The 12,809-nt window shown below is 48.7% G+C and carries 13 protein-coding genes; all 13 read left to right on the top strand.

The window, feature by feature from the left end:
- The first annotated feature begins 1 nt into the window (after position 1).
- Complete coding sequence (locus tag ACWB0I_RS14845) at positions 2 to 1,093, top strand: OstA-like protein (protein WP_479388855.1); 1,092 nt, start codon at positions 2 to 4, stop codon at positions 1,091 to 1,093.
- A complete protein-coding gene (gene lptB, locus ACWB0I_RS14840) occupies positions 1,080 to 1,826 on the top strand; it encodes an LPS export ABC transporter ATP-binding protein (RefSeq protein WP_479388854.1) in 747 nt (248 codons plus the stop codon). Before ACWB0I_RS14845 ends, lptB begins: the two co-directional genes overlap by 14 nt.
- A 210-nt stretch (positions 1,827 to 2,036) precedes the next feature.
- Complete coding sequence (gene pstS / locus ACWB0I_RS14835) at positions 2,037 to 3,116, top strand: phosphate ABC transporter substrate-binding protein PstS (protein ID WP_479388853.1); 1,080 nt, start codon at positions 2,037 to 2,039, stop codon at positions 3,114 to 3,116.
- A gap of 173 nt (positions 3,117 to 3,289) precedes the next feature.
- Complete coding sequence (gene pstC, locus ACWB0I_RS14830; protein WP_479388852.1) at positions 3,290 to 4,225, top strand: phosphate ABC transporter permease subunit PstC; 936 nt, start codon at positions 3,290 to 3,292, stop codon at positions 4,223 to 4,225.
- A complete protein-coding gene (gene pstA, locus ACWB0I_RS14825) occupies positions 4,222 to 5,070 on the top strand; it encodes a phosphate ABC transporter permease PstA (protein WP_479388851.1) in 849 nt (282 codons plus the stop codon). Before pstC ends, pstA begins: the two co-directional genes overlap by 4 nt.
- Positions 5,060 to 5,863 carry a phosphate ABC transporter ATP-binding protein PstB gene (gene pstB, locus ACWB0I_RS14820; RefSeq protein WP_479388850.1) on the top strand — a complete coding sequence of 268 codons (804 nt, stop codon included), beginning with the start codon at positions 5,060 to 5,062 and terminating at the stop codon, positions 5,861 to 5,863. Before pstA ends, pstB begins: the two co-directional genes overlap by 11 nt.
- A gap of 174 nt (positions 5,864 to 6,037) precedes the next feature.
- Positions 6,038 to 6,712 carry a phosphate signaling complex protein PhoU gene (gene phoU, locus ACWB0I_RS14815; protein WP_479388849.1) on the top strand — a complete coding sequence of 225 codons (675 nt, stop codon included), beginning with the start codon at positions 6,038 to 6,040 and terminating at the stop codon, positions 6,710 to 6,712.
- 585 nt (positions 6,713 to 7,297) lie between these two features.
- Positions 7,298 to 7,906, top strand: coding sequence for a GNAT family N-acetyltransferase (locus tag ACWB0I_RS14810; RefSeq protein WP_479388848.1), 609 nt, complete (start codon positions 7,298 to 7,300; stop codon positions 7,904 to 7,906).
- Positions 7,878 to 9,086, top strand: coding sequence for an argininosuccinate synthase (locus tag ACWB0I_RS14805; protein WP_479388847.1), 1,209 nt, complete (start codon positions 7,878 to 7,880; stop codon positions 9,084 to 9,086). The genes ACWB0I_RS14810 and ACWB0I_RS14805 overlap by 29 nt, the downstream gene beginning before the upstream one ends.
- Complete coding sequence (gene argC / locus ACWB0I_RS14800) at positions 9,083 to 10,048, top strand: N-acetyl-gamma-glutamyl-phosphate reductase (protein ID WP_479388846.1); 966 nt, start codon at positions 9,083 to 9,085, stop codon at positions 10,046 to 10,048. Before ACWB0I_RS14805 ends, argC begins: the two co-directional genes overlap by 4 nt.
- A 176-nt stretch (positions 10,049 to 10,224) precedes the next feature.
- On the top strand, positions 10,225 to 10,995 hold the full coding sequence (gene argB, locus ACWB0I_RS14795; protein ID WP_479388845.1) for an acetylglutamate kinase: 771 nt from the start codon (positions 10,225 to 10,227) through the stop codon (positions 10,993 to 10,995).
- A 4-nt stretch (positions 10,996 to 10,999) separates the two neighbouring features.
- Positions 11,000 to 12,082 carry a M20 family metallo-hydrolase gene (locus tag ACWB0I_RS14790; protein WP_479388844.1) on the top strand — a complete coding sequence of 361 codons (1,083 nt, stop codon included), beginning with the start codon at positions 11,000 to 11,002 and terminating at the stop codon, positions 12,080 to 12,082.
- A gap of 203 nt (positions 12,083 to 12,285) precedes the next feature.
- A partial coding sequence (locus ACWB0I_RS14785; protein ID WP_479388843.1) for a lyase family protein occupies positions 12,286 to 12,809 on the top strand: 524 nt, incomplete at its 3' end.

The raw sequence follows: 12,809 nt of genomic DNA, 5'->3' as shown, positions 1-12,809 counted from the left end.
CATGCTGCGTCTGTTACCCTTTCTTCTGATTTTCCTGACTATCCGCGCTTTTCCTCAAGGTAGAGGACTGGAGTTACTGCATGCCGATCGGCATGTGGGACAAAAAATAGAAGGTGAACAACTGCGTATCTTTGAGGGGAATGTCCATTTTCAACAGGATACCATCCACATGTGGTGCAATCGGGCGGTCATGCACGAGCAGCACAAAAAGATTGATTTTGAAGGTCGGGTGAAGATTACCAATGGACAGAGCACGATTCGGGCCAACAAAATCGAGTATTATTGGGAACCGCGTCAGAGCTACTGCTACGGTCAGGTACAGATCAAAACCGAGGAAGATTCGCTGTATGCCGAATATCTGGAATACAATTTTAAATCGGGTGAAGCTACAGCCCGCGAGCATCTCTACCTTTTCAACCGTGAAAATTTAACGCATATCTGGGGACAACAGGGTTTTTACCATCCCAAGGAAAAATTCAGTCAGATTTCGCTGGATGCCCATCTGTTAAAAGTGGACACAACCTCAGGCGATACATTGAACATCTTCGCCAATGTGTTACAATATTTTAATGTCAAAGAGGATCGCAGAGCGGTGGCCATTGACAGTGTAACCATTGTGCAGGGCGCATTGAAAGCCGTTTGCGACACAGCCATCTATCTGCTGGACAGCGACATGGCGTTGTTAAAAAATCATCCTCAGGCCTGGTATGAGGATAGCCAGTTAAAAGGACTGAAAATGGAAGTCTATTTTGATTCGTTGCGCTTAAAAAAGATTACGCTGTTAGGTCAGGCCGAGGCACGCACTCTGGCCGATTCGCTGAGCGGTGAAGAAGATGTTTTGCGGGGTAAACGGATCGATTTCTTTATTAAGGACAAAAAGCCGGAACGAATTATTGCCATCGATAATGCCAGCAGCTTATATTACATCACGGATAAAAATGCCGAAGACAAAGGCGCTAATTTTGCCACAGCCGATACAATAAAAATCTTTTTTGAAGCGGGCAAACTGGACAGTATTAGCATTGTTGGCGGAGCGCGGGGTATCTATTATCCGGAAGCGTTTAAAAAGGAGATTAAATTTGAGCAGCAATGAACAGCGTGCCGTTTTACGTGGTGAACATCTGGTTAAAATTTACCATAAGCGTCGCGTGGTAAACGATGTGTCCATCTATTTGAGGCAGGGCGAAATTGTTGGTTTACTGGGTCCCAATGGGGCAGGGAAAACCACTACTTTTTACATGATTACCGGGATGATTCGGCCCAATGGCGGACGCATCTTTTTCAACCATGAAGATATTACCAGGCTGCCCATGTACAAGCGGGCTCGACGCGGGCTGGCTTACCTGCCTCAAGAACCTTCGATTTTTCGCAAATTGACCGTTGAGGAGAACTTATTGGCCATCATGGAACTGATTGGCGTACCCCGTTCCGAACGTAAGGATCGTACCCGGCAGCTATTAGAAGAGTTAAGCATTACGCATATTGCCAGAACAAGAGGGTACCAGCTTTCGGGCGGCGAACGAAGACGCACGGAGATTGCCCGTACCCTGGTTACCAATCCCCGATTTATCTTGCTGGACGAACCCTTTGCCGGAGTGGATCCCATCGCCGTTGAAGATATTCAAAATATTGTTCATGGATTGAAAAAACGCAATATCGGCGTGCTCATAACCGATCACAATGTGCACGAAACGCTTTCTATTACCGATCGGGCTTACCTGCTGTTTGAAGGACGGATTTTAAAAGAAGGCGATGCCGATTTTTTGGCCAATGATAAAGAAGCACGCAAGCTTTACCTGGGAGAACGCTTCCGCCTGGATCGCTGAAACAAAACATTCTTCCCTGATTCAACGCCTCTGTTCTGGGCTTTCTTGTAAAACATGAATGGTTCGGCAGGAAGCCGGCAAAACAGCCCCGAAAGTTACTGCACGAATACTAATTTTTAACAATACCTTAACAAAACACTAACATTTAATTCCTATTATTTATTTCGATGAAAGAATCAAACAGTGAAACAAAACAAATAGGAATACGCTATGAATTTCAAAATCACAATGACCGTTTTATTAAGCCTGATGCTTGGCCTGGGGCTTTTTTCTTGTAAAAAGGAAGAAGGCAAAAAAGGCAAAGTGTCCACCGAGGTGATCAATGGAGCCGGCGCCACCTTCCCCTATCCTATTTATGCTCAATGGGCTTACAAATATGAAAAGATGACGCGCATAAAAATCAATTACCAATCCATCGGTTCCGGAGGCGGTGTGGCTCAGATTAAGGCTAAAACGGTTGATTTTGGCGCTTCGGACGCTCCTCTGACCAAAGAGGAATTAGACCAGGCCGGACTCATTCAATTCCCTATGGTCATCGGAGGCGTCGTGCCTGTGATTAATCTTCAGGGCGTTGCCGAAGGCAGCGTCAAATTGACGCCTCAGGCCCTGGCCGACATCTATTTAGGAAAGATCAACCGCTGGAATGATGCCCGGCTGAAACAGATCAATCCGGAGATCAATCTGCCGGACAAAGCGATTACCACTGTGCATCGCGCCGATGGTTCCGGGACAACCTGGATTTTTACCAACTATCTGTCCAAAATTTCTGAGGACTGGAAAACAAAAGTGGGCTTTGGTAAGGCAGTGGCCTGGCCAGAGGCCAACAGCGTGGCTGGTAAAGGCAATGAGGGGGTGGCCTCCTTTGTGAAAAGCGTGGATGGGGCTATTGGTTACGTTGAATATGCCTATGCCTTGCAGAATAAAATGAATTACGTACAATTGAAGAATAAAGACGGAAATTTTGTAAAACCGCTGCTGGAAAGTTTCCAGGCTGCTGCGGCGAATGCAGACTGGGCTCATGCGCCTGGATATTATCTGGTGCTTACCGATCAGCCCGGCGCCGATTCCTGGCCCATTACCGGCGCCTCTTTCATCTTAATGCACAAAGAGCAGTCCGATAAAGCTCATGCCCGGTCCGTACTGGAATTTTTCGACTGGTGTTACCGCCATGGATCAGAGTTAGCTGTGAAATTGCACTATGTGCCGGTGCCGGAGCCGGTGTACAATTTAGTAGAGACCACCTGGAAAAATGAAATTAAAGCTAACGGTCAGCCGGTCTGGGACAAGTAGTGGAGGTAATGCCAGAGACGTCCTTCTCTGTTCCAGGTCCGAGCAATTAAACGGTGATATTCCTGTCCTTTTTAAGGGTGGGAATATTGCATTTATTTAGTTTTTTGTGATGAGCAAAAGAGACCAAAGCCCAGGATAGGTCTATTGCTGAGGATTAAAAAAATTGTAAGAATATGAAAATACTATTAGAGCGCAGTACGCAAAGCAGAAATGATGGATTGTTCAGGTTGCTCACCATTCTGGGCGCCAGTCTCATTTTAGTGATTATGGCCCTGATGTTTATTGAACTGGTGGCCAACTCAATGCTTTCAATTGAAAAATTTGGTCTGCGATTCCTGCTCACCAATATCTGGGATCCGGTGCACCAGGAATTTGGCGCGCTTTCCAGTTTGTACGGTACGCTCATTTCCACGCTGATCGCCATGTTGATTGCGGTGCCTCTGAGTCTGGTTATTGCTCTGTTTTTAGTGGAAATGGCGCCACCGGCGATCAGTAAATTTTTTAGCATGGCCATTGAACTACTGGCCGCCATTCCCAGCATTATCTACGGAATGTGGGGCCTTTTTGTCTTTGCCCCGCTGATGGCCAGATATGTGCAACCTTATTTACAAAAAGTAAGTGGAAATTTATTCCTGTTTGAGGGGCCGCCCATGGGCATCGGCATGCTGACCGCCGGGTTCATTTTGGCCATCATGATTTTACCCTTCATCAGTTCGGTCATGCGCGAAGTGTTTTTAATGGTTCCTGCGGTTGTCAAAGAATCGGCTGTGGGCATGGGGGCTACCACCTGGGAAATGGTTAAGGTAATGGTGCGCTATGGTATTCAGGGCATGGTTGGCGCCACCTTCATTGGCCTGGGACGAGCCATCGGAGAAACAATGGCCGTGACCTTTGTGATCGGCAATAGCAACGTCATTTCCACCTCGTTGTTTGCACCTTCGAACAGTATCACCGCTACTCTGGCCAATGAATTTGCCGAAGCCGCTGAGCCGATCTATCTTAGCGCTTTGATCGAACTGGGACTGTTATTATTCGTTGTGACATTCATTATTCAACTGGTGTCGCAAATCTGGCTAAAACGGATTCAGAAAAAGATGGGCGTACAATGAAACAGCGATCAGAAAAGGGCAGAATTTACCTGGATTTTGCGGTGCGAATCGTGGCCGGTGCCGGCGCTCTGCTTGGATTAATTTTTTTAATCTGGATTTTAAGCGTGGTCTTTTTACGCGGATTCAGGGCCATTGATCTGGCTTTTTTTACGGAATTGCCTGCGCCTCCCGGGATGAGTGGCGGCGGACTGGGCAATGCCATTCTTGGTACTTTAATGATCACGGTTGTTGCCACGCTACTCAGTGTTCCCTTTGGCTTGCTGGCCGGAATCTATTTGAGCGAATTTGGCGGGCAGTCGAAGTTTGCCCAGGCCGTGCGCTTCTTTACCAACATTCTGATGGGTACGCCTTCCATAATCATTGGCATCTTTGTTTATGTTTTGGTGGTCCGGCCTATCGGGCACTTTTCCGGTTACGCCGGTTCTGTAGCTCTGGCCGTATTGATGTTTCCTCTGGTGGCGCGTACCACCGAAGACATGCTTCAAATGGTGCCCGCAGCGTTACGCGAGTCGGCTCTGGCCCTGGGAATGCCCCGCTGGAAGGTAACGATTAATGTAGTGTTCAGGGCGGCTAAAAAAGGTTTGATCACAGGCGTCATGCTTGCCGTTGCGCGAATAAGCGGGGAAACAGCCCCGCTGCTCTTTACCGCTTTGAACAGTCCCTATTGGCCCCAGGACTTTACGCGTCCCACCGCCAACCTGACGGTAACCATTTTTAACTATGCCATGTCACCGTACGCCGATTGGCAGCAAGCGGCCTGGGGCGCCTCTTTTTTGATTACCTTTGCCATTTTAATTTCAACCATAGCCGTGCGATTTTTAGTGAGAGATAGACATGCTAAATAAACAAGATGTTCTGACCAACCTGCAATTGGAACAGATGGGCGAAGGGCGCATCTCCGTTCGTAATTTAAATTTCTTTTACGGAGAACACCAGGCCCTGTTCAATAATAATCTGGAAATTGAACCGAAGAAGGTAACGGCCATCATTGGCCCTTCCGGATGTGGAAAATCCACACACCTGCGCGTGTACAATCGCATTTATGAATTGTACAGAGACCAGAGGGCTGAAGGCGAGGTCTTGCTCGATGGCAAGAATATCCTTTCTGATGATACCGATTTAATCAAATTACGCAAACGAGTGGGCATGATCTTTCAAAAACCAACGCCCTTTCCCATGAGCGTGTTTGACAATGTGGCATACGGTTTGCGTTTGCATTACAAATTATCCAAAAGCGAACTGGCCGGCAGAGTGGAAGAGGCCTTAAAAAGGGCTGCACTGTGGGATGAGGTAGAGAATAAATTAAATAAACCGGGAACGGATCTCTCCGGTGGCCAGCAGCAACGCCTGTGCATTGCGCGGGCTATTGCCGTTGAACCGGAAATTTTGTTGATGGATGAACCCACTTCGGCTATTGATCCCATTGCCACGGCTAAAATCGAAGAACTGGTGGAATCTCTGAAAAATCGTTACACCATTGTCATTGTAACTCACAACATGCAGCAAGCGGCCAGGATTTCGGATTACACGGCCTTCTTCTACAAAGGCTACATTGTGGAATACGGAGAAACCAATCAGATCTTTACCAATCCCAGGAAAAAGGAAACGGAGAATTACATCACCGGACGGTTTGGATAACCTTTTTCCGGCGGACAAGGCGCACGCAAAAGTCTGGAAAGTCGGTATGAAGGTCAACCGCTTTTTGGAACCGTCCCGCCCGGTGTTACAGAACTATGATGTGCGTGGGCTCTTGCCTGACAAATTTCATGGTTAAAGAATTGAAAAAAGAACGTGACTTTAGAGAGGTACTCCATGCGAGTTCATCTGCAACGAGATATTGATCAATTAAAGAAAAAAGTACTTAACCTTAGTACTCTTGTGGAAGAAGCGCTGTACGATGCGCTTGTTGCTTTCAAAAACAGAGACGAAGCGCTGGCGCGCAAGCTCATTGCCAATGACCAAAAGATTGACGAATTGGAAGTGGAAGTTGAGAATGAATGCCTGAAAATACTGGCATTGCACCAGCCGGTAGCTTTTGATTTGCGTTATGTGATTTCCATCCTGAAAATGAATAATGATCTGGAGCGCGTGGGAGACCTGGCCGCCAACATTGCTCGCAGAGGTCTGGAATTGAAGTATTTAGGAGAGAGCGATCTCCTTGTTCACCTGGAAATCATGTTCGAACGGGTTAAGAAGATGTTCAAAAACAGCCTGACCGCATTCATTAATCTGGATGTTCCTGTAGCTCAGCAGGTATGTGCCCTGGATGACGAGGTGGATGCCATGCACCGACAATTGTATCGATTGGTGGAAGAGAAGATTAAACAAAAACCGCAAAAAACAGCTGTGTACTTGCAGTTTAGCTCGTTGTCGCGTTACCTGGAACGGATTGCCGACCTGGCCACCAATATTGCAGAGGATGTGGTTTACATGGTAGAGGGGCAAATTACGCGCCATAAACCGGAAAAGAAGATGGCGGAAAAATAAACGTTGATTACGGATGAATAGAGGTAAAGATTAAAGAACAAAGATTAAAGATTAAAGCAGAGGCCTGGCCGGTGCGGCAGTTCTTACCAAAAATAAAAGCGCTCAGCAAAACGGTGGGTTCGCTTATTCTCTGCATTAAAGAAGCCTCTTCTCCATTTTGCCAGCATAAAAAAACATTCTGGGGCAACATCGATCGAATTAGCCAAAAACTGATCAAATCCCGCTTTATTTTCATCATTTAAATTCAATCGCCGAAACTTAACTATGGAACAGGAAGTTCATGGGTTCCATGGAAGGAAGCAAGGCCCGTAGCCATCCCGATATTTCGGGATGGCTATTTTAATTATGAATAAACATGCAATATGTTGCAAAAAAATTTGCATTTTCTCCCAGCTTTAGTATATTCCCCAAAACAAAAAACAGTGAAAACGAAAATGGCACTAAATTTAAAATACATTCTTCCACATTACCTCGCGCCTTTTTACCGACCAAGAGGTCGACGACGACCTTAATTCTTTTTTAGTACACCGTAAAACAGACATAATCAACATTTAACGACTTTTTCCTAACGTTTCAGGAGGAGAAATGGATACAAACAAGGTCAAAATTTTTACAGCCAGTGCAGAGCATTTTAAATACGCAGAAGAAATCTGTAAGACCATAGAAGAGGCGGCCAGGGTCCGGGGAACCGGTATTGCCAAGCGCGACCCGCAATATATCAAATCCAAAATGCGCGAAGGAAAGGCGGTTATTGCCTTAACGTCGGATGGCCGACTGGCCGGTTTTTGCTACATCGAAAGCTGGGGGAAAGAGAAAAATTACGTGGCCAATTCCGGTTTAATCGTCGTGCCGGAGTTCAGAGAGCTGGGATTGGGCAAGCTCATCAAACAGGCGGCCTTTGAACTCTCCCGTAAAAAATTTCCCCATGCCAAGTTGTTCGGCATTACCACCAGTCCGGCGGTGATGAAAATAAACTATCAGCTTGGCTACCGGCCGGTGACCTTTGGCCAGCTCACCGACGACGAAGAGTTCTGGAAAGGCTGCGAGAGCTGCGTAAACTTTGATATCTTACAACGAACCAACAGAAAGCATTGTTTGTGCACGGCCATGCTGTTTGATCCGGAAGAAAAGAAGAAAAACAAAACGAAAGAAAGTGAAGTCATCAATGAACAAAAAAGTCGTATTGGCCTTTAGCGGCGGTCTGGATACCACCTACTGCGCCAAATATCTGGCGCGCGAGAAGGGGCTGGACGTTTTTACCATTGCCGTTAACACCGGCGGTTTTTCGAAGGAAGAGGTGGATGCCCTGGAGGCCAGAGCCCGCCAGCTGGGCGTCGTCGAGCACCGCACGGTAAACATTGAGCAGGAATTTTACGGCCGCTGTGTCAAATACCTGATTTTTGGCAACGTTTTGCGCAATGGCGTCTATCCGCTTTCGGTCAGCGCAGAACGCGTGTTTCAGGCCATGGCCGTTGCGGACTATGTAAAAGAGATCAACGCCGATTACGTGGCGCACGGCAGCACCGGAGCCGGCAACGATCAAATCCGCTTTGATATGATCTTTCACATTCTTTTGCCGCAGGTTGAAATTTTAACGCCCGTGCGCGATCAAAAGCTTTCGCGCGAAGAAGAGATCGCCTACCTGAAAAAGTTCGGGCTGGATGTGCCATGGCAAAAGGCAAAGTACTCCATCAATCAGGGACTGTGGGGAACTTCTGTGGGCGGCGAAGAAACATTAACATCTCATCAACCTTTGCCCGAAGAGGCGTTTCCCACGCCGGTTACCGAACAAACGCCGCTGGATTTAACGCTGCAGTTCGAAAGCGGAGAACTGACCGCTTTTAATGGTCGGAAATTTGACAATCCGCTTAAAGCCATTAAAGCCTTAAACGCCCTGGTGGCGCCTTACGGTATTGGGCGCGATATTCATGTGGGCGATACCATCATCGGCATTAAAGGAAGAGTGGGCTTTGAAGCGCCGGCGCCCCTGTTAATTCTAAAAGCGCATCAGCTGCTTGAAAAACACGTGCTTACCAGATGGCAGATGTACTGGAAAGAGCAGCTGGCCAACTGGTACGGCATGCTGCTGCACGAAGGACAGTATCTGGATCCGGTCATGCGCAATATCGAAGCCTTTTTACAGGACACGCAGCGTCATGTCAGCGGAACGGTATTGGTGAAAGTCTATCCTTATCGCTTTGAACTGCAGGGCATTGAAAGTCCTTTTGATTTAATGGCATCCGACGCAGCGGCATACGGCGAAATGAACCATTTGTGGGAGGGCAGTGACGCCCGCGGTTTTGCAAAGATTCTGGCCGTACAGAGCAGAATCTTCCATCAGGTGCAGCAAAAAGCCGGAGGGAATGCCAAATGATTCGCGCGGGAATTGTAGGCGGAGCGGGATATGTGGGCGGCGAGTTACTGCGCATCTTGCTCAACCATCCATGGGTGGAGCTGGCCTTTGTGCACAGCCGCAGTCAGGCCGGAAAAGCGGTAGCCGAGGTGCATAAAGATTTAATCGGCGAAACAAAGCTGCGTTTTTCGGAGACCATTTTATCGGATGTGGATGTACTGTTCCTGAGCATGGGGCACGGCGCTTCGGCATCGTTTTTACAGAAAACGAAAATCGATCCTGACGTTAAAATCATCGATCTGAGTCGCGATTTTCGTCTGAAAACGGCCAACAACGATTTTGTGTACGGTTTGCCGGAAGCATTTAAAGATCAAATCAAAACGGCTTCGAAAATTGCCAATCCGGGTTGTTTTGCCACGGCCATTGAACTGGCCTTGTTGCCGCTGGCGGCCAGCGGTTTGCTGCAGGCAGAAGCGCATGTTTCGGCCATTACGGGTTCCACCGGCGCCGGACAGGCCCACTCCGAAACCACGCATTTTACCTGGCGCAGCGGCAATGTGTCGCTTTACAATCCGTTTAAACATCAGCATCTGGATGAAATCAGACAGACCCTGCAGCACGTCGGCAGTGGTGCACAGCCGGTCATCCATTTTGTGCCCATGCGCGGCAGTTTCACGCGCGGCATTCTGGCGGCCGTTTACACCAGGACTGAGCTGAAGCTAAATGAAGCGCGCTCTTTGTACGAAGCCTATTTCGAACCGCATCCCTTTGTGTTTGTGGTCGAGTCCAACCCGGATGTAAAGCAGGCGGTCAATACCAATAAAGCGCTGCTGCATCTGATAAAAGAAGACGACCAGCTGCTCATCATCAGCGTCATTGACAATTTGATTAAAGGCGCCGCCGGCCAGGCCGTGCAAAACATGAATTTAATGTTTGGTTTGGGGGAGAATCTGGGACTGCATTTGAAACCATCGGCTTTTTAAAAACGCAAAAGCGCTCGTCGGCCTGTGATGGGCCGAGGCCAGAAGGGCTTAATTTGCTTCAAACGGCGGGCGGCTTCTGTACAGCGCGGCGAGAAATTTTTACGCCCAGGCGCACGACGACTTTATCATAGAGTAATTACTGGAGCGGCGCGTATTAAACTTAGCAGGTAAAAAAGATGAAAAGAAAATTAACGATTTTCAAAATAGGCGGAAGAGTTCTGGAAGATGATCAGGCGTTAGGCGCTTTCTTAAAGGCTTTCAGCGCCTGGCCGGAACTCAAACTGCTGGTGCATGGCGGCGGAAAAAAAGCGACGCAAATCGCAGAACAATTGGGCTTTACGCCGCGCATGATTGAGGGCCGGCGCATTACCGATGAAGCGGCTCTGGAAGTGGCTTTAATGGTTTACGGCGGCCTGTACAATAAAAAGATCGTGGCCCTGCTGCAGGGCCTTGGCCTAAATGCCGTGGGGTTAAGCGGGGCCGACGCCGGACTGATTCTGGCCCGGAAACGTCCGGCGCAAACCATCGATTACGGGCTGGTGGGCGACGTCGTAAAAATAGACGTTCAGCGCGTGCACTGGTTTCTGGAAACCGATCTGACGCCGGTGTTTTGCGCATTGACGCACGACGGCAGGGGACAAATGCTGAACACCAATGCCGATACCATTGCCACGCAGCTGGCCATTTCCATGAGCGCCGTTTTCCCCACGGAATTAATCTTCTGCTTCGAAAAGCCGGGTGTGCTTGCGCAGGCGGAGGATGAATCCAGCGTTATCAAGCAGATGAATCCGGCGCTCTACGAACAGCACCGCCGGCGGAAGGTCATTACTCAGGGAATGATTCCCAAGCTGGACAACGCCTTCGACGCCTTACGCAAAGGAGTGCAAAAGGTGCGTATTACGCATTTTAATCAACTGAAAAAAGGAACGCAAATTACATTGGAATAATCTCATGCAAAATATTCAACCATTAACCAACGAAGCCATCGAACTGCTTAAGCAATTGATTAAGCGGCCGTCCTTTAGCGGGCAGGAAGATGAAACCGCGGCCCTGATCGATTCCTTTCTGCAGGAAAAGGGCGTTGCCACCGTAAGAAAGCACAACAATGTGTGGGCGCTTAATAAAAATTTTGATCCGACCAAACCGACGCTTTTGCTCAATTCGCATCACGACACGGTGCGTCCGGTGCAGGGCTGGCAAACCGATCCGTTCGAAGCGGTGGTCAGAGACGGAAAATTAATCGGACTGGGCAGCAACGACGCCGGCGCTCCGCTGGTCAGTTTGCTGGCCGCCTTTGTCTATTTTTACGAAAAAGAGCAGCTTGCCTACAACGTCATCATGGCGGCCACGGCAGAAGAAGAAAATTCCGGAGAAAAAGGCATCCGCTCCGTACTGCCGGAATGGGGCGCCATAGACCTGGCCATAGTGGGCGAGCCCACGGGCATGCAAATGGCCATCGCCGAAAAAGGCTTAATGGTTTTACGCTGTCGAGCGCACGGCGTGGCCGGGCACGCGGCTCGTAATATCGGCCAGAACGCCATTCTGAAAGCCATGGAAGACATCCAGTGGTTCAGCTCGTTTCAGTTCCCGAAAGTCTCGAAACTCCTTGGCCCGGTCAAAATGACGGTGACCACCATTCAGGCGGGCGAACTGCACAACGTAATCCCCGATCGCTGCGACTTTACGGTGGACATCCGAACCACGGAAGTTTACACACATGAAGAGATTCTGGACATCATCCGCCAGAACATCAAAAGCGAAATCGTGCGCACTTCGCTGCGCCTGAAGCCATCTTCCATCGACGCCGGGCATGAGCTGGTGAAGATTGCGCAAGGAATGGGCATTTCCACCTTTGGTTCGCCCACGCTCTCTGATCAGACGTACATCGAAGCGCCGTCAGTGAAAATGGGGCCGGGCATGTCGGAGCGTTCGCACACGCCCAATGAGTTCATCTACCTGAGGGAGATTGAAGATGGCATTAGAAAATACGTTCAGCTGCTGGAGGCGCTGCTGGGGAGAGGATGGGGTGTTTAGAAGTTTAGATGTTTAGAGGTTTAGGAGTTTAGGGGGGAATTGGTTGAATGGTTGAATAGAAATTGACCAATGTAAGAATATTGTACACTTTTTGAAGAATCTTTCCCCTGACCAGTCTCCCATCTCTCCTGGACTTCTATTCTGGGAGAGGGAAATCCAGAGGATGAGGGCAAAGAACTTTGTATTTTTAAAAAGAGAACGGTATGATGAAAAACAGTAAAAAAGTTTGGCAAAAGAACAGTCCATTGGATCCCGAAGTGGAACGATTTACCATTGGCAAAGATCAGCAGTTGGATTATCTGCTGGCCAGGTGGGATGTCATCGGTTCGCTGGCGCACGGCGCCATGCTGCGCAAGGTGGGGTTAATCGACCGGCAGACCTATGAAAAACTGCAAAACGGCCTGAAGCAGATCCTGCGCCAGATTGATTCCGGCGTCTTTCAATTTGAGCCGGGCGTGGAAGACATTCATTCGCAGGTTGAGTTATTGTTGACGCGCATGGATGCCGAAGCCGGCGCGCGTCTGCACACCGGCCGTTCGCGCAACGATCAGGTGCTGGTGGATCTAAGGCTTTTTGTGCGAGCCGAAATCAAAAAGATCGTCGATCAGGTGCGCGCGCTTTTTGATTTGCTAATCGATTTAAGCGAGCAGTACAAAGACGTTTTACTGCCCGGCTACACGCATTTGCAGATCGCCATGCCGTCATCGTTTGGCCTGTGGCTGGCGGC

This window comes from Caldithrix sp., from assembly GCF_056497305.1.
The sequence above is the reverse complement of the archived record's forward strand: the minus strand, read 5'-3'. Positions and strand labels throughout refer to the sequence as shown.

What these genes read in the sequence shown, in the direction of transcription:
- ACWB0I_RS14845 (WP_479388855.1), top strand. Translation starts at nt 2, where the DNA reads ATGCTGCGTCTGTTACCCTTTCTTCTGATTTTCCTGACTATCCGCGCT.
- pstS (WP_479388853.1), top strand. Translation starts at nt 2,037, where the DNA reads ATGAATTTCAAAATCACAATGACCGTTTTATTAAGCCTGATGCTTGGC.
- pstC (WP_479388852.1), top strand. Translation starts at nt 3,290, where the DNA reads ATGAAAATACTATTAGAGCGCAGTACGCAAAGCAGAAATGATGGATTG.
- pstA (WP_479388851.1), top strand. Translation starts at nt 4,222, where the DNA reads ATGAAACAGCGATCAGAAAAGGGCAGAATTTACCTGGATTTTGCGGTG.
- pstB (WP_479388850.1), top strand. Translation starts at nt 5,060, where the DNA reads ATGCTAAATAAACAAGATGTTCTGACCAACCTGCAATTGGAACAGATG.
- phoU (WP_479388849.1), top strand. Translation starts at nt 6,038, where the DNA reads ATGCGAGTTCATCTGCAACGAGATATTGATCAATTAAAGAAAAAAGTA.
- ACWB0I_RS14810 (WP_479388848.1), top strand. Translation starts at nt 7,298, where the DNA reads ATGGATACAAACAAGGTCAAAATTTTTACAGCCAGTGCAGAGCATTTT.
- ACWB0I_RS14805 (WP_479388847.1), top strand. Translation starts at nt 7,878, where the DNA reads ATGAACAAAAAAGTCGTATTGGCCTTTAGCGGCGGTCTGGATACCACC.
- argC (WP_479388846.1), top strand. Translation starts at nt 9,083, where the DNA reads ATGATTCGCGCGGGAATTGTAGGCGGAGCGGGATATGTGGGCGGCGAG.
- argB (WP_479388845.1), top strand. Translation starts at nt 10,225, where the DNA reads ATGAAAAGAAAATTAACGATTTTCAAAATAGGCGGAAGAGTTCTGGAA.
- ACWB0I_RS14790 (WP_479388844.1), top strand. Translation starts at nt 11,000, where the DNA reads ATGCAAAATATTCAACCATTAACCAACGAAGCCATCGAACTGCTTAAG.